Source organism: Pseudoxanthomonas sp. 22568 (assembly GCF_052044485.1).
GTDB lineage: Bacteria > Pseudomonadota > Gammaproteobacteria > Xanthomonadales > Xanthomonadaceae > Pseudoxanthomonas_A > Pseudoxanthomonas_A beigongshangi.
This window is the reverse complement of sequence record NZ_JBQENC010000007.1, coordinates 160,839-182,862: the sequence shown is the minus strand read 5'-3', so window position 1 is coordinate 182,862 and position 22,024 is coordinate 160,839. Positions and strand designations below refer to the sequence as shown.

Annotated in this window: 18 protein-coding genes; 10 read left to right on the top strand and 8 right to left on the bottom strand. The window is 65.9% G+C overall.

Features of this window, described 5'->3' with window-relative positions; all coding sequences use genetic code 11:
• The 5 genes from ACTJI2_RS11165 to ACTJI2_RS11145 form a co-directional block, all read right to left on the bottom strand.
• Positions 1–1,956 carry a hypothetical protein gene (locus tag ACTJI2_RS11165; RefSeq protein ID WP_440842104.1) on the bottom strand — a complete coding sequence of 652 codons (1,956 nt, stop codon included), beginning with the start codon at positions 1,954–1,956 and terminating at the stop codon, positions 1–3.
• 89 nt (positions 1,957–2,045) lie between these two features.
• Positions 2,046–2,417 (bottom strand): pilin, encoded by a 372-nt coding sequence (locus tag ACTJI2_RS11160; RefSeq protein ID WP_440842103.1) that lies wholly within the window; start codon positions 2,415–2,417, stop codon positions 2,046–2,048.
• A gap of 851 nt (positions 2,418–3,268) precedes the next feature.
• Positions 3,269–3,712 (bottom strand): pilin, encoded by a 444-nt coding sequence (locus ACTJI2_RS11155; RefSeq protein WP_183638991.1) that lies wholly within the window; start codon positions 3,710–3,712, stop codon positions 3,269–3,271.
• Between the two features lie 492 nt (positions 3,713–4,204).
• Complete coding sequence (locus tag ACTJI2_RS11150) at positions 4,205–5,605, bottom strand: sigma-54-dependent transcriptional regulator (RefSeq protein WP_183638989.1); 1,401 nt, start codon at positions 5,603–5,605, stop codon at positions 4,205–4,207.
• Positions 5,606–5,721: 116 nt separating this feature from the next.
• Positions 5,722–7,344, bottom strand: coding sequence for a sensor histidine kinase (locus ACTJI2_RS11145; RefSeq protein ID WP_440842101.1), 1,623 nt, complete (start codon positions 7,342–7,344; stop codon positions 5,722–5,724).
• A gap of 190 nt (positions 7,345–7,534) precedes the next feature.
• Here ACTJI2_RS11145 and sucC point away from each other — a divergent pair, with 190 nt between their 5' ends.
• From sucC to ACTJI2_RS11125, 4 genes are all read left to right on the top strand, one after another.
• Positions 7,535–8,701, top strand: a complete 1,167-nt coding sequence (sucC, locus tag ACTJI2_RS11140) for an ADP-forming succinate--CoA ligase subunit beta (RefSeq protein WP_141455713.1) — start codon at positions 7,535–7,537, stop codon at positions 8,699–8,701.
• Positions 8,702–8,727: 26 nt separating this feature from the next.
• Positions 8,728–9,600 (top strand): succinate--CoA ligase subunit alpha, encoded by an 873-nt coding sequence (gene sucD, locus ACTJI2_RS11135; RefSeq protein WP_141455714.1) that lies wholly within the window; start codon positions 8,728–8,730, stop codon positions 9,598–9,600.
• A gap of 566 nt (positions 9,601–10,166) precedes the next feature.
• Positions 10,167–10,550, top strand: a complete 384-nt coding sequence (locus ACTJI2_RS11130) for an endonuclease domain-containing protein (protein WP_183638985.1) — start codon at positions 10,167–10,169, stop codon at positions 10,548–10,550.
• A gap of 8 nt (positions 10,551–10,558) precedes the next feature.
• The gene (locus tag ACTJI2_RS11125; RefSeq protein ID WP_192197955.1) at positions 10,559–12,196 is read left to right on the top strand and encodes an NAD+ synthase; all 1,638 of its coding nucleotides are present in this window, start codon (positions 10,559–10,561) and stop codon (positions 12,194–12,196) included.
• A 446-nt stretch (positions 12,197–12,642) separates the two neighbouring features.
• Here the strand turns inward: ACTJI2_RS11125 and ACTJI2_RS11120 are convergent, their stop codons facing one another.
• A complete protein-coding gene (locus ACTJI2_RS11120; RefSeq protein ID WP_440842100.1) occupies positions 12,643–13,521 on the bottom strand; it encodes an outer membrane protein assembly factor BamD in 879 nt (292 codons plus the stop codon).
• Positions 13,522–13,630: 109 nt separating this feature from the next.
• On the opposite strand from ACTJI2_RS11120, the gene rluD reads away from it, so the two are divergent.
• Genes rluD through ACTJI2_RS11100 form a run of 4 tightly spaced genes read left to right on the top strand, consistent with a single transcriptional unit; the run spans position 13,631 to position 16,314 of the window.
• Positions 13,631–14,605: a 23S rRNA pseudouridine(1911/1915/1917) synthase RluD gene (rluD, locus tag ACTJI2_RS11115; protein ID WP_183638980.1), complete on the top strand. Its 975-nt coding sequence runs from the start codon at positions 13,631–13,633 to the stop codon at positions 14,603–14,605.
• Positions 14,602–15,354 (top strand): peptidoglycan editing factor PgeF, encoded by a 753-nt coding sequence (pgeF, locus tag ACTJI2_RS11110; protein ID WP_192197954.1) that lies wholly within the window; start codon positions 14,602–14,604, stop codon positions 15,352–15,354. Before rluD ends, pgeF begins: the two co-directional genes overlap by 4 nt.
• The gene (locus tag ACTJI2_RS11105; RefSeq protein ID WP_192197953.1) at positions 15,339–15,893 is read left to right on the top strand and encodes a DUF4166 domain-containing protein; all 555 of its coding nucleotides are present in this window, start codon (positions 15,339–15,341) and stop codon (positions 15,891–15,893) included. Before pgeF ends, ACTJI2_RS11105 begins: the two co-directional genes overlap by 16 nt.
• Complete coding sequence (locus tag ACTJI2_RS11100; protein ID WP_440842099.1) at positions 15,883–16,314, top strand: thiol-disulfide oxidoreductase DCC family protein; 432 nt, start codon at positions 15,883–15,885, stop codon at positions 16,312–16,314. The genes ACTJI2_RS11105 and ACTJI2_RS11100 overlap by 11 nt, the downstream gene beginning before the upstream one ends.
• 256 nt (positions 16,315–16,570) lie before the next feature.
• Here the strand turns inward: ACTJI2_RS11100 and ACTJI2_RS11095 are convergent, their stop codons facing one another.
• Positions 16,571–19,006, bottom strand: coding sequence for a TonB-dependent receptor plug domain-containing protein (locus tag ACTJI2_RS11095; RefSeq protein ID WP_183638972.1), 2,436 nt, complete (start codon positions 19,004–19,006; stop codon positions 16,571–16,573).
• Positions 19,007–19,321: 315 nt separating this feature from the next.
• On the opposite strand from ACTJI2_RS11095, the gene ACTJI2_RS11090 reads away from it, so the two are divergent.
• Both ACTJI2_RS11090 and ACTJI2_RS11085 read left to right on the top strand, forming a co-directional pair.
• The gene (locus ACTJI2_RS11090; protein WP_440842097.1) at positions 19,322–19,804 is read left to right on the top strand and encodes a DUF3574 domain-containing protein; all 483 of its coding nucleotides are present in this window, start codon (positions 19,322–19,324) and stop codon (positions 19,802–19,804) included.
• Between the two features lie 299 nt (positions 19,805–20,103).
• Positions 20,104–21,678 (top strand): hypothetical protein, encoded by a 1,575-nt coding sequence (locus tag ACTJI2_RS11085; RefSeq protein WP_440842095.1) that lies wholly within the window; start codon positions 20,104–20,106, stop codon positions 21,676–21,678.
• A gap of 18 nt (positions 21,679–21,696) precedes the next feature.
• Here ACTJI2_RS11085 and ACTJI2_RS11080 read toward each other — a convergent pair whose 3' ends face one another.
• Entirely contained in the window at positions 21,697–21,954 is a 258-nt protein-coding gene (locus ACTJI2_RS11080) for a GIY-YIG nuclease family protein (RefSeq protein ID WP_183638966.1), read from the bottom strand.
• Positions 21,955–22,024 lie beyond the last annotated feature (70 nt).

Genomic DNA, 22,024 nt, shown 5'->3' with positions numbered 1-22,024 from the left:
TCAGGAATCGGTCACTTGATTCATGGTTGCATCACCTCTGCGCCTCACAGACTCAATTTCATCGCGCAACCAACGTAGAATCTCTTGCTCCTTCGCATTGCTTGTATCTGAGCGGGCGTTCGCTTCTCGCCAGGCCCGTTCGGCCTCATCTATTCGGCCCAGTCCCAAGTTCGCCAGCACCAATGGAAGTGCTACCGGTGGCTCCGCACTGGCTTGCCAAGCTAAAGTGGCTTGCGGTAACGCAGCTTGCCAATCTCTGCCGCGGACTAAAAAGCTGGCGGCTTGATAGCGTATTAAGATCATTTCTCGACGTGACGCCGGTTGGTTTCTGGCCTTGTCGGCAAGACGAGCAAGTGCATTCCCGAGCATGCGGTCATCCGTCACTTTGCATGGGTGTTTGGACGTCGCGAGATAGATTGTGCCAAAAGGCTGGGCTTCCGCCAAAGTAAGGGGAAGTGGGGTTGTAGCGATGAAAGCTTCTAGATCCTTTGGACTGGCTTGTTGCCTGTAGACACATCCCGCGAACACGCGATACGCGTACCCCATCGACTGCATTTTGGGTTGTGGAGATGCCACCATGTTGTCGATTGTTTTTGTTGCGAGTGCCATATCACCATGATCGAGTGCAGCGCCCATCATGAAAGCATTCGCGCGAAGCGAATCCGGGTGAGCGCGAAGACTGGACTCTGCAATGAGCAGGTTGCTCCGCCAGACGCGTGCACGTCCGTGGGTTCCAGTTGCGAATAGGACGGCCATGCCAATGAGCAGGAGTACGCCTATTCTTCGGACTTGCATGTCTTGTCGTGCAAGGGTTTGGCCAACTACCAGCACCAGAGATACTAAGGCGAGCAATATACCTACGGAGGGTAGGTAGTTGCGGTGTTCAAAGTATAGTTCCAGGGCAATCGGGCCTGCTTCGAGCGCATGTGCAGCCAGAAAGAAGAACCAACCGAAAAAGAAGCTGGGAAGGATTGTTCGCCAGCGTATCGCGAGTACGCTTGTTACGGCGAGAAACAACCATGAGATTAATGTGGTGGATGGTTCAAGAATGCCGCGTGAAGCTCTGAAATCATCCGTAAAAATACCCATCTTCGGGGTATTGGGTACAACAAGCTTCCAGATGTAATCGCACAGCGCGCGCCCTTGGCTCAGTAGGCGCTCAAACAAAGTGAAATCGCGCGCTACGTAGGCATCTAAGATGAAGCCTGGTTTGAGCGTGAAGGTCAGCATAGTGATTGCCAAGGGGGCGAGTAGACATGCCCACAGGAAGCAGCGAACGGAGACTGGACGGTCTGCTCCGCGAAAGTAAGCGATTTCCAACACTGCGCAGAGTAGTGGTAGGAGGATTCCGTTCTCTTTAGATAAAAAGGCGAGCAGCGTAAAAACCGAAATACCAAGTAGAAGAGCGCCGGTGGTGATTCGTGAGGGAGCTTGCTGTAGGCGGAGACGCAGCTCTAGGTAACACCACAGGCCCAATAGCATGAACAAGGTTGAAAGCTGTGCCATCCGTTGGACGACATAGAGAACAGTACTGGCGTGCAGGGGATGAAGCAGCCAGAGTACTGCTACCACAGCAGCTAACCATGGAGCTTTGGGTTGAAGGCGAATGTCCTGAGCCAACAGGCGCCGCAAGAACAGGAATAGGGTCAACCCACTGATGAGATGAACGATCAGATTGCCGGCTTTGAGGGAAGCGGGGGAGTAACCGCCAATCCAAGCATTGATCGCAAAGCTGGCCATTGAAATCGGGCGGCCGAACATTCCCGCACCGCGCTCAAACAGCAGCGTGCCAAGCCCCAATTGACCGGCCAACCAGGCAGGTATCGTCCCAAGGTTTGCTAGATCATCGAGTAAGAATGGCCCCTGTAGACCGACCCAGTACGCCAAGACGGAAACGACGCAACCTACCGCAAACAGCAGGCCGGCTGGGTCAATCTTGTACCGGATAAAAGCCATGCTCGTCCGAATCCAATGTGTGTTCAAAAAAAACCCCGGCACGAGCCGGGGTTTTCTCTACGCTATGCGCACAACAGCACAGTATTGCCTCAGCGGCAAGCTTCCGGGGTGTTGGCGGTGGTGACGCCGGTACCCGTCGCTGCACAGGTCCACTCGATGCGACCGTTGGCGGTGTTGGGGGTCAGAACCACTTGATAACCGTCGTAGGAACCCGTCAAAGCGCCGGTAGCCTGGTTGCAGACGCCCGCCGTGGTAATACCAGTACAGATGTTGCCCGCGGACGAACCATAGTTCTCGCCGACCTTAATCTTCTCGCCAGCGACCGAGCCGATGGCGTTGGTGAGCTTGGCCTTGATGGTGTAGTCACGGTACAGCGGCAGCGCGATGGCGGCCAGGATGGCGATGATGGCGACCACGATCATCAGTTCGATGAGGGTGAAACCCTGCATGTTCTTCTTCATGAACTTCCCCTTTCAGGATTGGCTTGGATGGTTAAGGACACTCCAGCCCCCGCGTCCTTAAGCGTTGGACCGTGGGCGCCGTGCAAGACGACGCACGTGCTTTAAGTCACGTGCAGGATGTGTGCCAACTGTAAGCGCCCCTCTCCCCGTCCCCGATGGTTCGCGGGAAAGACCCCAGACACCTAAGTCGAGATAACTATGACATCAATCTCGTTGAACCGGTATCGGGAAAAAGGGGATCAACCGCGGGAATGATCACAATCTGACAATTTGGCCCCGCGCGGGTCGCTCTCCAGGCAAGGGGAATGAAGGTGAAAATATTGGGCATAAAGTGACAATTTGCGTCACTTTTCGAGTCGAAAGATTGACGTTGAGCGGGCGGCGTAACGGCAGATGGACAGTCCTGCCGACGGGACCAAGACGGCACCCGCCTGTGTGTCTGTCAAAGGACCGCCTTAGCAGGGGGGCTTTGTGCTCTGAGGTCACGGCGAATTGCCGTCTGAGGTCTACGGGGCGACGTTCCGCTCTGGTCGAGGCAGTACAAGGTGTTCGCCCAGCTGAAATGCCCACGCCAAGTGCCCGCTGGAAGCGCTTATTTAGATCGCTTTGCGAAGGGACGCACCTTCAACGCAGGACAGGCACTTCGATTGATAGGCTGCCCATACCATTCGGGACTGGATGGCCAGAAGCACCGTATCCGGGAAGCCGAACGGAGCCCGCGATTGTCAAATGGCCGCGACAGTCTATTCCGACAAACCCCGCTGAAGCGGGGTTTGTCGGTTCGATGCAGCTGCCGCACAAACTACAGTCCGAAGCGGCCTTGCGGGAGCGTTGTTCACTATCTGCCTGAACTACGGCGACGGACTAGGACCACCACCACCACCAGTCGGGGGTTGTTGACCACAGCCAGCAGGCGCGTACTTTTCAGCGATGTTGGTTTCGCATGTCCATTTTCCACTGTCGGAGCGGATGAGGTTGAGGTTTTTACCTGCGAACTCGGATGCACCGTTCTTGGTGACGCACTTGATGCCTCCTCCCAGCGTGACCGCGCAGTAGCGCCCTTCCTGGATATTGATGTAGCCCGCTAACTTGTCATCCATTGAAGGCGTGTGGCCATTGGTTAGAGCGAGCTCGTAGCCGGTCTTGCCAGGGGCTATCTCGGCCAACGCGGCAGTCGCCTGGGAGCGAATGGTGTAGTCCTGATAGATGGGCACGCCGATGGCCGCCAGAATGGCGATGATCGCCACGACGATCATCAGTTCGATCAGAGTGAAACCTTGCATGTTCTTTTTCATGTGACACGTCCCCGTGTTGCTTTGCTTGGTGGGCGGAGGCGCACCCGTCCGGCTCCCGCGTCAGCGGAAGGTGCTCGTCAGGGGACACTTGCCCATCGGAAACATCGAACGGATGCCGCTTTCAGCGCCGACGCCGTATCCGTGGAAAGTGAAAGGTTCGGGATACGAACGTTCGGCGCGGGGCGCACGATATCGACGGCATGCCGGCGCGATGGGCGGGCGTGGTCACACTCTTTTCCAGAGTGATGGGGGTCATGCGGTTGACGACAAATTGCGTCAATCGGGTGGCGTATGTTTCGTGTAGTGGGTGGGATTGGATGGGGGGGATCTTGAGGGGGATGGGGTTCTCTCGGCATCGCGCGCGAATCCCCCGTCACCCGCTTGCGCGGGTGCCCGCCCCCTTTTTCAAAGGGGGCTATTGGATTCAAGGACTATCGGGGGCGTGAAGCATTGCGGGAATGGTTCACGCGTGGCGCGGCGGTCGGCCGTGCGCTACTCCATGCCGAGCTTTTTCAGCTTGTAGCGCAGGGCGCGGAAGGTGATGCCGAGCTGGGCGGCGGCGCGGGTCTTGTTCCAACGGTTTTCTTCCAGCGCCTTCTGGATGGCCGCGCGTTCGAGTTGCTCGATGTAGTTGGGCAGCGGGCCGCCGGCGGGATCGATGTCGATCGGGGGCGCGCCGGCGGCGGGCGCGGCGCCGGGAACGGCGTCTGTCATCGCGCGCGGCGTGGCGGAGCCCTGGGGCAGGTAGAGGTCGCCGATCTCGATGCTGTGGCCGTCGGCCATCGCCAGCGCGCGTTCGAGGATGTTCTCCAACTCGCGGACGTTGCCCGGGAACGGATACCGGCGCAGTTCGGCCATGGCGTCCGGCGACACCGAAGGAGCATTGCGGCCGTGCTGGTCGGCCAGCCGGTCGAGGATGGCGCTGGTCAGCTGCGGCAGATCGCTGGCGCGCTCGCGCAGCGGCGGTACCCGCAGCTCGATGACGTTGATGCGGTAATACAGGTCGTGGCGGAAGCGGCCGTCGCTGGCCAGTTCGCCGATGTCCTTGTGGGTGGCCGAGAGGATGCGCACGTCCACCTGCACTTCCTGCGAGGCGCCGACCGGGCGCACGGCCTTTTCCTGGATGGCGCGCAGCAGCTTGACCTGCATGGGCAGGGGCAGCTCGGCGACCTCGTCCAGGAACAGGGTGCCGCCGTTGGCGGCCTGGAACAGGCCGGCCTTGTCGGCATGGGCGCCGGTGAAGCTGCCCTTCTTGTGGCCGAAGAATTCGCTTTCCATCAGCTCGGCGGGAATCGCGCCGCAGTTGACCGGCACGAACGGACCGCTGGCGCGCGCGCCCTGTTCGTGGATGGTGCGGGCGACCAGTTCCTTGCCCACGCCGGACTCGCCGCGGATGTAGACCGGGGCCTGGCTGCGGGCGACCTTGCCGATGGTGTCGCGCAGGGTGGCCATGGCCGGGGAACTGCCCAGCAGCCGGCTGGCCTGCTCGGGCGGCGGCGGCGGGGCCGGCGCGCGCTCGGTGTTGTTGAGCTCCAGCGCGTGCTTGACCAGCCCGCGCAGCACCGTGAGGTCCACCGGCTTGCTGACGAAATCGAAGGCGCCGGCCTTCAGCGCCTCGACCGCCAGTTCGATATTGCCGAACGCGGTGATCATGGCGACCGGGGTGCGGGGGTAATTGCGGGAGATCTCGCCGACCAGTTCGATGCCGTTGCCGTCGGGCAAGCGCATGTCGGTGAAGCACAGGTCGTAGCTGTTGCGTGACAGGAGTTCACGCGCCTCGCCGAGGTTGGCCGCGGTATCGATGCGCAGGCCCATCCGGCCCAGGGTCAGTACCAGCAGTTCGCGGATGTCGCGTTCGTCGTCGACGATAAGGGCGCTACGGTTTTCGCTCATGGATCCCCCTTCAGCCCCTGTCCGTTCAGTGTACCGGCTGAACAGGAGTGGTCGCTAGTGTGAGGTCTCAAACATGAAGACTGCGGCACGGAATGGCCCGGATCCGGTCGAATGGCTCAGGCGGGCAGCAGCGCATGCGGGCCGGGCAGGGTGATGCGGAAGCAACTGCCGCCGCCGGGGACCGGGACGTACTCCAGGGTCGCCTGGTTGGCCCGGCACAGCTCGCGGGCGATGTACAGGCCCAGGCCGGTGCCGTGCTCGGACGTGGTGAAGAAAGGCCGGAACAATTGCGCCGCCACCGCTTCGGGAATGCCGGGACCCCGGTCCATGACGTCGATCATCGGGCGGTGGTCGGCCTGGAACACCCGCACCCGCACCCGCGCCGGTTCGCCCGGCAGGCGCCCGTAGTTCATCGCGTTCTGCACCAGCACGGTCACGATCTGCTGGAGATGGCGCTGATCGACCAGGGCCGGGACCGGGCGTGGACCGATCACCGCCTCCAGGGTATCGGTCTCGATCGACAGCGATTGCTGGTACTCGTCGATGAAACGGCGGACGAAGGTATTGAGGTCCAGGTGCTCCGGGCTGGCGCGCTCGCGCCGGGCCAGGCCCAGCACGCTCTCGACGATGCCGTTGGTGCGCTGGCACTGCTGGTGGATGATCTGCAGCAGGCGGCGGTCGCCGTCGACGATCTGGCGGGATTCTTCCAGCAACTGCACCGCGTAGTTGATGGCCGCCAGCGGGTTGCGGATCTCGTGGGCCAGGCTGGCCGAGAAGCGGCCCAGCGCGGCCAGGGTCAGCGATTCGGCGCGGCGCGAGACCACGGTGGCGTCATCGAGGAAGATCAGCGAGGTCTCGCTGTCGGCCAGCAGGCGGGCGAAGCGCGGCTGCACTTCGGGCTGGTCAGGCGACAGCTGCATCGGGGTGTCGTCGGCCTGCCAGCCGTTGCGCCAGCGCTGCAGGCGGCGGGCCAGCTCCGGCGCGGTGTGGGTCAGCAGGACGCCGAGCCCGTCGCTGGCGCCCTCGCCACCCTCGCCGTCGCCGAGCAGCAGGCTGGCGGCCTCGTTGGCCAGCTTGATGTGGTTGTCCGCGTCCACCACCAGCACGCCGGTGCGCATGCGGCGGATGATCAGCTCGTTGATTTCCACCAGGTTGGCGACTTCGGCGCCGCGCTGATCCGCCAGCGCCTCGCTGCGGCGGGCGCGCTGGCCGGCCTGATGGGCCAGGTAGCCGACGGCCAGGTAGCTGATGGCGAACATCACCACCTCGGCGATCGAACGGTCGGTGCCGCCGTCGTGGAAGAAGGTCCAGCCGTACTCGGCGAACAGCATGGCCACGGTCAGGCCGATCATCGCCAGCGCCCAGCCGCGCGAGGGCAGCAGCAGCACCCCGGCGGCGACGTTGAACAGCAGCATCATCGCCACCCCGGCGGTGGTCGCCGGCAGGGCGTGGGTGATGACCGCGGCCGCGACGATGTCCACGGCCAGACCGACGACCACGGTGAGGGTCATCCAGCGGGGACTGCGCACCAGCAGCAGCAGGACCGAGGCGACCAGATAGCCGACCGTGACCCCCAGCCCCAACTGCGGGTGGCGCTGGGAACCCAGCAGGTCCGAAAGCGGGCTGAACACCAGCCCGGCCAGGATCGCCGCTTCCAGCGTCCGGTACAGGGCGAAGAAATACAGTTCGCGCCGCGGAGCGGATTCGATGCGTCCCAGGATCGAATGGCTTTGCGGCAAGCGCGGACTCCCCCCGTCGGCGATGGCACCAGTATAGGCAGGCCGGGCCCGGGCGGCTGATTTTGCGCCGTCCGGCCCGCTGGGCGACAATAGGGGGCTGGCTGGCGCCCGCCGGGCGGCCTTCGCACGTCCAAACGCGCTTTTCCCGGACGTCCGGCCTCGCTTACCTGTTCCCTACCCACGGTGACGCATGAATTTCCACGAATACCAGGCAAAACAACTGTTTGCCGAATATGGCATTGCAGTTCCGGCCGGGCGCGTCGCGCGCACGCCGGAAGAAGCGGTTGAAGCCGCGAAGTCCATTCCGGGCGACCTCTGGGTCGTGAAGGCCCAGATCCACGCCGGTGGCCGCGGCAAGGCCGGCGGCGTCAAGCTGGCCAAGACCCTGGATGAAGTGAAGCAGTACGCCGCCGCGATGCTGGGCACCCGCATGGCGACCTACCAGTCGGCCGGCGTGGCCCTGCCGATCGATGCGGTGCTGATCTCCGAAGGCACCGACATCGCCAAGGAACTGTACCTGTCGGTGCTGGTCGATCGCGCCACCAAGGCCGTCACCTTCATCACCTCCAGCGAAGGCGGCGTGGAGATCGAGAAGGTCGCCGCGGAAACCCCGGAACTGATCCACCAGCTGGACGTGAACTTCGTCCAGGGCCTGCAGCCGTACCAGTGCCGTGACATCGGCTTCAAGCTGGGCCTGAACGCCAAGCAGGTCAATCAGCTGACCAAGATCATGATGGGCCTGTACAAGCTGTTCAACGAGAAGGATCTGGCGCTGGTCGAACTGAACCCGCTGGCGATCCTCACCAACGGCGATCTGGCCGTGCTGGACGGCAAGGTCAACTCCGACGACAACGCCTCGTTCCGCCATCCGGACCTGGTCGCCATGCGCGACAAGGCGCAGGAAGACGAGACCGAAGTGCTGGCCTCCGAGCACGACCTGAACTACGTGACCATGGACGGCAACATCGGCTGCATGGTCAATGGCGCCGGCCTGGCGATGGCCACCATGGACGTCATCAAGCTCAACGGCGGCGAGCCGGCGAACTTCCTGGACGTCGGCGGCGGCGCCACCAAGGAGCGCGTGACCACCGCGTTCAAGCTGATCCTGTCCAGCGACAAGGTCAAGGCGATCTTCGTGAACATCTTCGGCGGCATCGTCCGCTGCGACATGATCGCCGAAGGCATCATCGCCGCGGTCAAGGACGTGGGCGTCAAGGTGCCGGTGATCGTGCGCCTGGAAGGCACCAACGTGGAAGCCGGCAAGGCGCTGCTGCGCGATTCCGGTCTGGCCATCATCCCGGCCGACGACATCAACGACGGCGCCAAGAAGGCCGTCGCTGCGGTCAAGGCCGCCTGACCCCACGACGAGACTAGGAATAATTCATGAGCGTTTTGGTCAACAAGAACACCAAGGTCCTCGTCCAGGGCTTCACCGGCCAGCAGGGCACCTTCCACGCGACCCAGATGGTCGAGTACGGCACCCAGGTGGTGGGCGGCGTGACCCCCGGCAAGGGCGGCACGACCCACATCGATCTGCCGGTCTACAACACCATGCGTGACGCGGTGCAGGACACCGGCGCCGACGCTTCGGTCATCTACGTGCCGCCGCCGTTCGCGGCCGACGCGATCCTGGAAGCGGCCGACGCCGGCATCAAGGTGATCGTGGCGATCACCGAGGGCATCCCGGTGCTGGACATGCTGCGGGTCAAGAACACCCTGAAGGGCTATCCGGGCGTCACCCTGATCGGCCCGAACTGCCCCGGCATCATCACCCCGGGCGAGTGCAAGATCGGCATCATGCCGGGCCACATCCACCAGCCGGGCAAGATCGGCATCGTCTCGCGTTCGGGCACGCTGACCTATGAAGCGGTCAAGCAGACCACCGACGTGGGCCTGGGCCAGAGCACCTGCATCGGCATCGGCGGCGATCCGATCAACGGCCTGAACTTCGTCGAGGCGCTGACCCTGTTCAACAACGATCCGCAGACCGAAGGCATCATCATGGTCGGCGAAATCGGTGGCTCGGCCGAGGAAGAAGGCGCCGAGTACATCGCCAAGCACGTCAAGAAGCCGGTCGTCGGCTTCATCGCCGGCGCCTCGGCCCCGGCCGGCAAGCGCATGGGCCATGCCGGTGCCATCGCCTCCGGCGGCAAGGGCACGGCGGAAGGCAAGTTCGCGGCGATGGAAGCCGCGGGCGTGACCACGGTCCGCTCGCCGGGCGACCTGGGCGCGGCGATTGCCGCTCGCCTGAAGTAAGTCGTTTCCGCGTTTGCGGAATGGACGAAAGGCCGCCTTCGGGCGGCCTTTTGTTTTGGGTGGGTTGGCTGGCTTCGGCTTGCCCCCACCCCGGCCCTCCCCCGCGGGCGGGGGAGGGGGATTCTTGCGGCGATTGACGCAGGTTTCACGAAATGGTTTTTGCGTTTGTGGTGTGAACGGAAGCCGCCTTCGGGTGGTTTTTTATTTTGGGTGGGTTGGATGGCTTCGGTTTGCCCCCACCCCGGCCCTCCCCCGCGAGCGGGGGAGGGGGATTCGTGCGGCGATTGACGCAGGTTTCACGAAATGGTTTTTGCGTTTGTGGTGTGAACGGAAGCCGCCTTCGGGCGGTTTTTTGTTTTGGGTGGGTTGGATGGCTTTGGTTTGCCCCCACCCCAGCCCTCCCCCGCGAGCGGGGGAGGGGGCTTGAGAGCGAGGGAAGGTGTCTCAACGAATTGTCCTGATTTGTCGGTTTGCCGTCGGGTGTGGCTTCTGGCCCCTTCCCCCGCTTGCGGGGGAAGGTTGGGATGGGGGCAAGATGCCAACCCACCCAAGCACAGGACGTGCGGATGCGACAGGGACAGAAGCGGAACAGGGCGCGTGAACTTCGCAAGGACATGACACCGGCCGAACGCCGCCTGTGGACGATCCTGCAGCGACGCCAGCTCGAAGGCTTCCATTTCCGCCGGCAATGCCCCATCGGCCCCTACATCGCCGACTTCGCCTGCCTGGAGGCGCGATTGCTGATCGAAGTGGACGGCGGCCAGCACATGGACGACGCGATGGATGCGCGGCGGGGCGCCTTCCTGCGGCGAAAGGGCTTCCAGGTCCTGCGCTTCTGGAATAATGAGGTGATGACGAACCTCGAGGGTGTTCGCGCGCTGGTCGTTTCGCGGCTGCCGGGCACCGCCCACGTCCCGCTTTCCCGCGCAGCGGTGAAGGCTCGAACCTGAAGACCGACATGTCCCAGACCCTCCGCATCGCCCTGGCCCAGTTCGATTTCCCCGTGGGCGACGTCGCCCGGAATGCCGAGCGCATCGCCGCGCAGATCGCCGAGGCGCGCGACGAGTACGGCGCGGATATCGTGTTGTTCCCGGAATTGGCCATCAGCGGCTATCCGCCGGAAGACCTGCTGCTGCGGCCGCGCTTCCTGGCCGATTGCGAGACCGCGTTGCGCCAGCTGGCCGCCACCACCCACGGCATCGTCGCCGTGGTCGGCTGGCCCGAATCGGCCGGCAGCGTGGTCTACAACTCGGCCAGCGTGCTGCGCGACGGGCGCCTGGAGGCGACCTACCGCAAGCGCGAGCTGCCGAACTACGCGGTATTCGACGAGCGCCGTTATTTCGACGTGGATCCGAACGGCGAGACCTGCGTGTTCGAGGTCAAGGGCGTGCCGGTCGGGCTGATCATCTGCGAGGACCTGTGGTTTCCCGAGCCGCTGGCCGCGACCGCGCGCGCCGGTGCGCGGATGGCGCTGGTGCCGAACGCCTCGCCGTTCGACCGCGACAAGCATGCCCAGCGCGACGCGCTGCTGGCCGAGCGCACCCGCGATACCGGCCTGGCGCTGGCCTATCTGAACGTGGTCGGCGGGCAGGATGCGCTGGTGTTCGATGGCGCTTCCGTGGTGGCCGACGGCGACGGCACCGTGCATCCGGCCGCGGCGGCGTTCACCGATCAATGGCTGGTGGTGGATTACGACCCGGAGGGACGCCGCTTCAGCCCGGTGCAGTGGATGGACGACGGCGACGAGAGCCGCGACGCGCTGGCCTGGCGCGCGATCGTGCGCGGACTGCGCGACTACTGCGGCAAGAACGGCTTCCAGAAGGTCTGGCTGGGCCTGTCCGGCGGCATCGACTCGGCACTGGTGCTGGCGCTGGCAGTGGACGCGCTGGGGGCGGAGAACGTCACCGCCGTGCGTTTGCCGTCGCGCTACACCGCCGGGCTTTCCAACGATCTGGCGGCCGAGCAGTGCCAGGCGCTGGGCGTGCGGCTGGAGACGATTCCGATCGAGGCGCCGTTCAAGGGTTTCCTGGAGACGCTGGGACCGCTGTTCGCCGGATTGCCGGCCGACACCACCGAGGAAAACCTGCAGTCGCGCAGCCGCGGCGTGATCATGATGGCGCTGAGCAACAAGTTCGGCGGCCTGCTGCTGACCACCGGCAACAAGAGCGAATACGCGGTCGGTTACGCGACCATCTATGGCGACATGTGCGGCGGCTATGCACCGATCAAGGATCTGTACAAGACCGAGGTGTTCTCGCTGGCGCGCTGGCGCAACACCGTTGGCGGCGCGCCGGTGATCCCGCCGGCCGTCATCAGCCGCCCGCCGTCGGCGGAACTGCGCGAGAACCAGACCGACCAGGATTCGCTGCCGCCGTACGACGTGCTGGACGCCATCCTGTTCCGCTACGTGGATCTGGAACAGTCGCGCGACGAGATCGTCGCCGCCGGTTTCGACGCCGCCACCGTGGACCGGATGCTGCGGCTGGTCCGGATCAACGAGTGGAAGCGCCACCAGGCCGCGCCGGGCCCGAAGATCTCGCGCCGTGCGTTCGGCCGTGAACGGCGCTATCCGATCACGAACAAGTACGGTAGTTGAGCGATACGGGGAGCGTTGGTCCGGTCGGGGCGCTCCGGTTTTGTTTCTTCCCGGTTGGATGGGGTTGGTTGGCTTCGGTTTGCCCCCACCCGGCCCTCCCCCGCAGGCGGGGGAGGGAGCTGTGCCTGTCGCCTGACGGCCCCGTGCTTCTGCCCCTTCCCCCGCTTGCGGGGGAAGGTTGGGATGGGGGCGGGAAGTCGGTTTCGCGAGATAAATGAAATGCCGTCTTTGGTGGCGGCGCTTTGATTGGGGCTGGTTGGCTTCGGTGTGCCCCCACCCCAGCCCTCCCCTGCAGGCGGGGGAGGGAGCTGTGCCTGTCGCCTGACGGCCCCGTGCTTCCGCCCCTTCCCCCGCGTGCGGGGGAAGGTTGGGATGGGGGGCGCCTTTCAAAACGCCCAACAAAAAAAGGGCCTTGCGGCCCTTTTTTCATGCGCGATGCGCGCGGCTCAGTCCTTCTTGCGGACCGCGGCGCCGCTGGCCGGCGATTTCTCGCCCGCGAACGGGTTGAGCTTGCGAATCGCCCAGGGATACTTGGGCCACTCGCCGGTCAGCCAGGGGTGCTGCGGCTCGTTCAACTGCAGCACGCGGCGGGCATCGTCGGCCAGGGACTTGTTGCCCAGTTGCGTGTAGGCCTCGCCGAGCACGGCCACGGCGTCGTACTGGTACTCGCTCTGCGGATAGGTTTCCAGCAGGTAGCGGGCGCGGGTGGCGGCGGAAACCCAGGCGTCGCGGCGCAGGTAGTACAGCGCGGTGTCCATTTCGTGGCGGGCGAACTGGTTGCGCAGGTAGACCATGCGCTGGCGCGCGTCGGCCGCATAGCGGCTGTTCGGATAACGCTCGGCGACGATGCTGAAATCGTTGTAGCCCTGCATCGGCGTGGACAGGTCGCGGCGGCTGGCATCCAGCTTCCACACCCGCTGCAGGAACACCGCGTCGCGGGTCGAGTTGGACAGGCCGCGCAGGTAATACATGTACGGCACGTTGCGGTGGGTCGGATAGGTGCGCAGGAACTTGTCGATCGAGGAGACCGCGTCGTCCAGCTTGCCGGCCTTGTACTGGGCGTAGGCCGATTCCATCAGCGCCTGCTCGGTGTACGGGCCGTACGGATACTGGGCCACCAGCGCGCGGAAGTTGGTCTGGGCGCGTTCCCAGTTCTCGTTCATCATCGACTGGTGGGCGGTCTCGTACATCTGCTCGACCGGCTGGACTTCCACTTCCTTCTTGCGCTTGAACATGCCGCAGCCGGTACCGGTGGCGACGATGACGAGCAACAGCAGGCCGGTGCGGGCGACGGCGGTGAAACGGGTGGAAGCACGCTGGGTCATGGGCTGGCGGCAATGCCGCGGCAGGGAAACAGGCTGTCGATGATAGCCTAGGCGGTGCCCAAGCCATGAACAATCGGCGAACATCCCCGGTTTCCGCCGCCTCACCCCGATGACCGATACCCTGCCTACCGAGGCGCCGCGCACCGCGCGGGTGCCTGAATCCGCTGCCGGACGCCGTTTCGACGCCGTGCTGGCCGAGCTTTTCCCCGAATTCTCCCGTTCCCGCCTGGCCGAGTGGATCAAGTCCGGCGACGCCCGCCTGGACGGCCAGGCGGTCAAGCCGCGCGACCCGGTGCGCGGCGGCGAACTGGCCAGCCTGGCCGTGGTGCTGGAGACCCAGACCCACGCCGAGCCCGAAGACATCCCGCTGGACATCCTTTACGAGGACGAGCATGTCTTCGTGCTGGACAAGCCGGCCGGGCTGGTGGTCCACCCCGGCGCCGGCAACCCGACCGGCACCTTGGTCAACGCGCTGCTGCACCGGGATGCATCGCTGCACACCCTGCCGCGCGCCGGCATCGTCCATCGCCTGGACAAGGACACCTCCGGGGTCATGGTGGTGGCGCGCACCCTGCCGGCGCAGACCGCGCTGGTCGAGCAGCTCTCCTCGCGCGAGGTACATCGCCAGTACCTGGCGGTGGTGGTTGGCGCGATGGTGTCCGGTGGAACCGCCAATGCGCCGATCGACCGCCACCCGCGCGACCGCCTGAAGATGGCCGTGCGCGACGATGGCCGCGACGCGGTCACCCATTACCGCCTGCGCGAGCGCTTCCGCGCCCACACCGCGCTGGAGTGCCGCCTGGAAACCGGCCGCACCCACCAGATCCGCGTGCACATGGCGCACATCCGCTATCCGATCGTCGGCGACCCGCTGTACGGCGGCCCGCTGAAGCTGCCCAAGGGCGCCAGCGAGGAACTGGTGGCGGCGCTGCGCGGCTTCCGCCGCCAGGCGCTGCACGCCGAGACGCTGGAGTTCCGCCATCCGGTCGGCGGCGAGCCGATCCGGGTGTCCGCGCCGGTGCCGGCGGACATGCGGGAGCTGATGGCCGCGCTGCGCGCCGATACCGAGGCGCAGCGCGGATGAGCGCGACCCTTCCGGCCGACTGGCCGGCCCCGCCCGACGTGCGCGCGTTCACCACGCTGCGCCATGGCGCGGGCCGCTCGCGGGCGCCGTTCGACAGCTTCAATCTCGGTACCCGCTACGGCCAGTACCGCGATGACCCCGCCGTGGTCGAGGCCAACCGGGCCGAACTGATCGAACGATTCGAACTGCCGTCGCCGCCGCGCTGGCTGCACCAGGTCCACGGGACCGGTGTGGTGCGGTTCGGGCAGGAAGCGGCGGGGGACGAGCCGGATGGCGACGCCGCCGTCACCGCCGAGCCCGGCGTGGTCCTGGCCATCCTCACCGCCGATTGCCTGCCGGTGGTGTTCGCCAGCGATGATGGCCGGGTGATCGGCGCGGCCCACGCCGGCTGGCGCGGGCTGGCCGGCGGTGTGCTGGAGCGGACGGTGGAAAGCATGCGGGTGGCACCGGAACGGCTGCTGGCCTGGCTGGGCCCCGCCGCCGGGCCACAGGCCTACGAGATCGGCGAGGAAGTGCACGAGGCCTTTGTCGGCACCGACCCGCGCGCCGCGTCCGCATTCGAGCCGACCCGTCCCGGCCACTGGCGCGTGGATCTGTACGCGCTCGCGCGGTTGCGGCTGGAGGATGCCGGGGTGACCCGGATCCACGGCGGCGGCCTGTGCACGATCACCGACGCGCAGCGGTTCTATTCGCATCGCCGCGACGCGCAGACCGGGCGGATGGCGACCCTGGTATGGATGCAGCCGTAACGGCTGGCGCGGAGACGGCCCGGCCCCTGTTCGCCCGGTTGCTGGGAGAGGATTTCGCGGCGCTGCCCGACGTGGTGCGCCGGTTGCACCTGCGCGCCGGCCCGGCGCGATACCTGGGCGAGGTGGACGTGCGTCGCGGCCATGGCCTGCTGTCGCGCCTGTGCGCGGCGGCGACGCGACTGCCGCCGGCGGGAAATGGCGCCATCGCGGTCGACATCGACATCCAGCCGAATGCCGAGCGCTGGATCCGCCACGTGCGAGGACACGCGATGGCCTCGCGGCTGTGGCGCGAGGACGGCCTGCTGTGCGAGCAACTGGGACTGGTGCGGTTCGGATTCCGTCTGCGCGTGCGCGATGGCGGCATCGAATGGACGGTGGAGCGCGTGCGCGCGCTGGGCGTTCCGTTGCCGGCGCGCTGGTTCAGCGGGGTCCGCGCGCGCGAATCGGCGCAGGGGGAACGCTATGCGTTCGACGTGCAGGCCGCGTTGCCGGTGATCGGCCCGCTGGTGCATTACCGGGGCTGGCTGGATGTCGCCTGACGTGGACGTGCACACGGGCGCCGATGCCGGCGAGGCCGTCGTCGTGTTCGACGGCACCTGCGTGCTCTGCAATGGCTGGGTGGATTTCCTGCTTCGCCATGATCGACGCCGCCGCTATCGATTCGCCGCGATGCAGGGAACCGCGGGACGCGCGCTGCTGGCGCGGCATGGCCTGGATCCGGACGACCCGGCGTCGTTCCTGTTGCTGGAAGGCGCGCATGCGTGGACGGACACGGATGGCATCCGCCGCGTCCTGGCCGGACTGGGAGGGGTCTGGACGCTAGCGCACCTGATGGTGCTGGTGCCGCGCCGCCTGCGCGATGCGATCTATCGGAGGCTCGCGCTCAACCGATATCGCTGGTTCGGCACCACCGCATGCCGGATTCCCGATGAAACCGAGCGCATGCGATTCCTGGATTGAGGATTCCCCGTTGTCGTCATTCCAGCGAAAGCCGGAATCCATGGGATGCCCGATGCGGGAACGTCGGGCAGGAGCACGACGGGGCCCGGAGTTCGCCGGGACGACGCAAGGCCGTGAGGCACAAGGGCTGATCGGGCGGACGCCCCGTCCGCGACTCCGGCCAGCCAGCTTTCGTCGCGGACGTGCGGTTGCCGCGCGGTCCCGTACCGCGGCGCCCGCCCGGTCAGTGCGGTGAAGCCTCCCNGAGGCCCGTACTTCAGAAGCTGTAACGCACGCGCGTGTAGTAGTACGCGCCGTTGCTGCCGATGGGGGACAGCACGTCGTAGGGCAGGTTGCCGAAGTAGTAGATGTCCTGGTTCGACAGGTCCGGATACTCGTCGGTCAGGTTGAGGCCGCCCAGCGCCACGCTCCACTTCGGGCTGAAGCGGTACTCGACTTCCGCGTCCAGCTGCCACTTGGCCGAATAGGTCTGCTCCGGCTCGAAGCCGCCGCCGAAGTTGAAGATGCGCTTGGCGCTGCCGTGCCGGGTCGCCCGGCCCAGCAGCGACCACCTGTCGTTGTTCCAGTTGGCGCTGAGCACGCTGCGCGTGCGCGGCGCGGCGTCGGTCAGGGTGTTGCTCTCCTCGATGCCGAACAGCACGTAGGAGGGATCGATCGCCAGCAACTGCTCGGGCGTGGCGGTGATGCGCTTGATTTCGGTCTTGGCGTAGCTCCAGGTGCCGGTCAACTGCAGTTGTCCGCCGCCCAGTCCCTGGCGCCAGTTGGCGACCAGTTCGCCGCCCTCGGTGCGGGTGTCGGCGGCGTTGATGAAGAAATTGACGCTCTGCACGCCGGGCACGCCGAAGTTGTCCTGGACGAATTCGGTCAACGCATCGCCGCTGATGCGCTCGGTCAGCGCCACGCGGTCGTCGATGTCGATGCGGAACACATCGAAGGACAGATCGAAATGATCGCCGATGCGGCTGGTGAAGCCCAGGCTCAGGTTGACCGACTTCTCCGGCTGCAGATCCTGCGCGCCGAGCGCGCGCGCGATCGGGTTGTTGACCGACAGCAGGCGGCCCTGCAGCAGCTGGCCGGAGGCGTCGTAGCCGGTGGAGGTGGATTCGAAGCCGATCTGGCTCAGCGACGGGGCACGGAAGTTGTTCGACACCGAGCCGCGCAGCGCGAAGGCAGGAACGAACTCGTAGCGCGCGGCCAGTTTGCCGGTCAGTTCGCCGCCGAAGTCGTCGTAGTGCTCGTAGCGGGCCGACACGTCGGTGAAGAACTTCTCGCCGAACTGGCTGCTCAGGCTGGCGTACACGCTGGCCACGTCGCGGCTCAGGTCGGCGGTGTCCTGCGGGGTCAGGCCGCCGCCGGCCTGCGAGCCGGTCGGGCGATCGGTGTACGGGCCGGCCGCGTAGGAGGCCGGATCACCGGCGCCGGTTTCGTAGTCCTCCCGGCGGAACTCCACGCCGGTGGCGAAGGTGTGCGCGCCGAACACGCGGCTGACGTCGAAATTGAACAGCGCCTGCCGGAACTCGTAGTCGCCGGTGCGGAAACGGGTCGGGCTGGTCGGGCCCAGCGAGGCGTTGAGCGAATTGCGCAGCCGATAGGTGAAAGCGTTGCGGCCGTAGTTCAGGCTGGCGTCGTAGTCCCATTCGCCCCATTGGCCGCGCAGGCCGGCGACCACGGCGGTGTCGCGGTTCTCGCCCAGCGACAGCGGGCGATAGCCGTTCGGGTAGACCTCCTTCCAGTTGGCCACGCCGTCCGGATAGCGGAAGTAGTTGGCGCCTTCGGTATCGCTCTGGTGGAAGGTGCCGAACGCATAGAGTTCGGCGGTGTCGCCGATCGGCAGTTCCGCGTTGAACCAGCCGTTGATGTCCTTGGATTCACCGTCGCCCAGCCAGTAGTTGCGCTTGCCGGCCAAGGCCAGGTTGTCCGGGGTCTGCTCCTCGAAGAACGGGATCTGATCAAAACCGGCGCGGTTGGTGCCGTTGCGCTGCTTGTACTCCAGGCCCACACGCAGGAAGCCGCCTTCGCTGCCCAGCGCGGTGCCGACCTGGCCGCTGAAGAAACCGGCTTGGCCGTCGGTGACGGTGCGGCGGATCGGTTCGACGTCGGTGTGGTGCGCGCCGTAGCTCAGCTCCAGCGCGCCGCCTTCCGGAGCGTCATTGAGGATCACGTTGATCACGCCGGCCACGGCATCGGAACCGTACTGCGCACCGGCGCCGTCGCGCAGCACCTCGATGCGCTTGATCGCGCTGACCGGGATGGCGTTGAAATCGACTGGCGTATTGCCCTTGCCGATCTTGCTGTCGGTATTGACCAGCGCGCTGGTGTGGCGGCGCTTGCCGTTGATCAGCACCAGCACCTGGTTCGGGCTGAGGCCGCGCAGCTGCGCGGCGCGCACATGGTCGGCGCCGCCTGAGTTGGACTGGCGCGGGAAGTTGAACGACGGCAGCAGTGCCTGCAGGGCGCTGCCGAGCTCGCCATTGAGCACGCCGGCCTTGCGGATGTCCTCGGCGGTCAACACGTCGACCGGCGCGGTGGATTCCAGCACCGTGCGGTCCCGCGCGCGGGTGCCGGTGACGATGACGGTGTCCAGATCGGTGGTGCCGGCGTCACTGGCGGTACCGGCCTCCTGGCCGAAGGCGGGAGTGGAGAGGACGAGGGCGATGGCGACGCCGAGCGGCGCCACGAGGGGGCGGGACATGGAAACTCCTGGAGCGATACGGGAAATCGGGGGGAGGGTGCGGCGGGTCTGGGGCCGGCGACACGGGTCAACGGCGATTGCGGACAGCCATCAACAGGAACAGCGGATCTGGCGGGAATGCATGCGTGGGGCCCTGGGAAGCGGCGGGACAGTCTAGATCTAACTATCCATCCGGATAAAGCGATATATTAACGCCCCGGCCGGGGAACCGGCCGCGTCGCGGTCATGGCCGCTGCCCATCTGCTCATGCCAATGGGTTATTTCGACGCGGAACGCCCCGGGCCGACAGTACCGTTCCCCCCACGGAGTCGTTCCATGCGCCTGCGCCACACCCTGTTCCTGTTCCTGTCCCTGATCCTGGCGCTCGGCGCCTGCGCCACGACGCCGCCCGGCGGCACCGCGGGTTCCGCCCCGGACACAGCGATCACCGCCACGATGCAGGGCGATGCGGCCCGGCCAGCACAGGCGCAGCACTGGGTCCGCAGCGAACTGTATTTCGGCGTGGGCACGGAAGGCGACGCGGCCAGCAACATCAGCGAGGCGCAGTGGCGCGCGTTCCTGGACAAGGAAGTGACCCCGCGCTTTCCCGACGGCCTGACCGTGTTCGACGCCTACGGCCAATGGCTGTTCCGCGGCAAGGACGGCCCGGAGCGCCTGAATTCGAAAGTACTGGTGATCCTGCACGAGGACAGCCCGCAGCGGCGCGCCGACATCGAAGCCATCCGCCTCGCCTGGAAGCAGGCCACGCGCCACCAGTCGGTGCTGTGGTCGCGTCAGCCGGCGGAAGTTTCGTTCTGAGCTGATCCATCTCCCTTTGTAGGAGCGACGTAAGTCGCGACCGAGGCATCAATGCGCCGATGCGTACCGGTGTGTACCGGCTCAAGCGAACTGCCCGCTCATGATTGGATTCGTCCTGGCCTTGTGATGGCACTCCCGGTCCCGGGGTTGAATGGGGTCGACTGTCGTCCATCGCCTGCAGGGCGTCGAAGTTCCCGGTCGCGACTGATGTCGCTCCTACAAGGTGAGATGGCGGGCGACGGCGACACCTCGGCAATCCGTTCTGACACTATGACTTCCTCTCCCGCCCCCGAATCCCCATGACCGCTCAAACCCGCCCCCGCTGGTTCGTTCCCGGCGACCTCAACGGCTTCTTCGGCCTGGTCGTGGACAACCTGTCCATCCTCGGCTTCATCTCGGCCGCGCTGATCGGCATCTTCCAGTTTCCCGCCGAGGTGGTGTTCACCCGGATGTTCCCGGGCACCGCGCTGGGCGTGCTGGTGGGCAACCTCATCTACACCTGGATGGCGCACCGGCTGGCCGCGCGCACCGGCCGCGACGACGTCACCGCGATGCCGCTGGGCCTGGACGCGCCGACCAGCATCGGCATGGCGCTGCTGGTGCTGGGTCCGTCCTTCGTCGCCGTCAAGCAACAGGGCCTGGATCCGCAGGCGGCCGCCATCGCCACCTGGCAGCTGGGCATGGCGTCGCTGGTGGTGATGGGCGTGCTGAAGCTGGTGCTGTCGTTCTGCGGCGACGCGATCACCCGCGTGGTGCCGCGCGCGGCGCTGCTGGGCTCGATTGGCGGCGCGGCGCTGACCCTGCTGGGCTTCCTGCCGCTGATCGAAACCCTGCGCTCGCCGGTGGTGGGATTCGTCACCTTCGGCCTGCTGCTGTACGTGCTGATCGCCAAGGGCAAGCTGCCGGTGAAGATTCCGGGTGTGCTGCTGGCCTTCATCGTCGGCACCATCCTGTACTACGGACTCGGCCTGGCCGGCCTGGGAACGCCCGGCTTCAAGCTGCCGGACGCGGTGCCGTTGACGTTCACCCTGCCGCTGCCGACGCTGGGTTTCCTCGACGGCCTGCCGCACACCGTGCCGTACCTGCCGCTGCTGCTGCCGTTCGGTCTGCTGATGGTGGTGGGCGGCATCAACGTCAGCGAAAGCGCGCGCGCGGCCGGCGACGATTACCGCACCCGCGACGTGCTGCTGGCCGAAGCGATCTCCACGCTGGTCGCCGGCTTCTGCGGCGGCGTGGCGCAGACCACGCCCTACATCGGCCAGCCCGCCTACAAGCACATGGGCGCGCGGCTGGGCTACACGCTGCTGACCGGATTGTTCATCGGCCTGGGCGGCATCCTCGGCTACGTGTCGGGCCTCGTGCAGTGGCTGCCAATCGCGGTGCTGGCGCCGATCATCGTCTACGTCGGCCTGGACATCACCGTGCAGGCCTTCCACGAAAGCCCGCGCCCGCACGCGCCGGCGGTGGCGCTGGCGTTCCTGCCGTCGATCGCCTACCTGCTGGTGATCAAGGTCGGCAATCCGGCCTGGATCGCGCCGGACAACTTCGCCGCGCTCTACAACGGCGTGGATGGACACGGCCTGCCGGACCTGGCCGCGATCGTCACGCTCGGCAACGGCTTCATCATCACCGCGATGATCTGGTCGACCGCGCTGGTGGCGATGATCGACCAGCGCTTCCGCCGCGCGGCGGTGGTGTTGCTGATCGGCGCGGTGCTGACCCTGTTCGGTTTCATCCACTCGGTGGATCCGCGCGGCAGCATCTACCTGCCGTGGGACGTGCAGGGCCTGCCGAAGGCGATCCTGTGGCAGTTCTTCGGCGCATATGTCGCGCTGGCGACGCTGCTGGGGCTGCTGTCGCTGCAGAAACGATAGGACGGGCCGAGACCCGTCCTACGACCGCAGCCAGGCCAGCTTGCGGGCCTTGGGCAGGCGCTTGATCTCCCATTCCGCGCGCGAGGCGCTGGCGCGGTCGGGGTAGGCACGGCTGGCGAGGATCCGTTCGGGCGGATGCGCGCGGGTGTAGCGGGCGCCCTTGCCGGCCACGTGGGCCTGAAAACGGGCGTCCAGATCGTTGGTGATGCCGGCGTAGTAGCTGCCGTCCCGGCACAGCAGCAGGTAGAGATGCCAGACAGGGGACGGGGCGGCCATGGACGGGATTATGGCGGCTGAACTTCCGTCTCAACAGACCTTGAAACAGCTCCCGCGAACCGCATCTGGG

Excerpts from the sequence above, each read along its gene's own strand:
- ACTJI2_RS11165 (WP_440842104.1), bottom strand. The coding sequence starts at position 1,956 with ATGGCTTTTATCCGGTACAAGATTGACCCAGCCGGCCTGCTGTTTGCG.
- ACTJI2_RS11160 (WP_440842103.1), bottom strand. The coding sequence starts at position 2,417 with ATGAAGAAGAACATGCAGGGTTTCACCCTCATCGAACTGATGATCGTG.
- ACTJI2_RS11155 (WP_183638991.1), bottom strand. The coding sequence starts at position 3,712 with ATGAAAAAGAACATGCAAGGTTTCACTCTGATCGAACTGATGATCGTC.
- ACTJI2_RS11150 (WP_183638989.1), bottom strand. The coding sequence starts at position 5,605 with ATGAGCGAAAACCGTAGCGCCCTTATCGTCGACGACGAACGCGACATC.
- sucC (WP_141455713.1), top strand. The coding sequence starts at position 7,535 with ATGAATTTCCACGAATACCAGGCAAAACAACTGTTTGCCGAATATGGC.
- sucD (WP_141455714.1), top strand. The coding sequence starts at position 8,728 with ATGAGCGTTTTGGTCAACAAGAACACCAAGGTCCTCGTCCAGGGCTTC.
- ACTJI2_RS11130 (WP_183638985.1), top strand. The coding sequence starts at position 10,167 with ATGCGACAGGGACAGAAGCGGAACAGGGCGCGTGAACTTCGCAAGGAC.
- ACTJI2_RS11125 (WP_192197955.1), top strand. The coding sequence starts at position 10,559 with ATGTCCCAGACCCTCCGCATCGCCCTGGCCCAGTTCGATTTCCCCGTG.
- ACTJI2_RS11120 (WP_440842100.1), bottom strand. The coding sequence starts at position 13,521 with ATGACCCAGCGTGCTTCCACCCGTTTCACCGCCGTCGCCCGCACCGGC.
- rluD (WP_183638980.1), top strand. The coding sequence starts at position 13,631 with ATGACCGATACCCTGCCTACCGAGGCGCCGCGCACCGCGCGGGTGCCT.
- pgeF (WP_192197954.1), top strand. The coding sequence starts at position 14,602 with ATGAGCGCGACCCTTCCGGCCGACTGGCCGGCCCCGCCCGACGTGCGC.
- ACTJI2_RS11105 (WP_192197953.1), top strand. The coding sequence starts at position 15,339 with ATGGATGCAGCCGTAACGGCTGGCGCGGAGACGGCCCGGCCCCTGTTC.
- ACTJI2_RS11100 (WP_440842099.1), top strand. The coding sequence starts at position 15,883 with ATGTCGCCTGACGTGGACGTGCACACGGGCGCCGATGCCGGCGAGGCC.
- ACTJI2_RS11095 (WP_183638972.1), bottom strand. The coding sequence starts at position 19,006 with ATGTCCCGCCCCCTCGTGGCGCCGCTCGGCGTCGCCATCGCCCTCGTC.
- ACTJI2_RS11090 (WP_440842097.1), top strand. The coding sequence starts at position 19,322 with ATGCGCCTGCGCCACACCCTGTTCCTGTTCCTGTCCCTGATCCTGGCG.
- ACTJI2_RS11085 (WP_440842095.1), top strand. The coding sequence starts at position 20,104 with ATGACCGCTCAAACCCGCCCCCGCTGGTTCGTTCCCGGCGACCTCAAC.
- ACTJI2_RS11080 (WP_183638966.1), bottom strand. The coding sequence starts at position 21,954 with ATGGCCGCCCCGTCCCCTGTCTGGCATCTCTACCTGCTGCTGTGCCGG.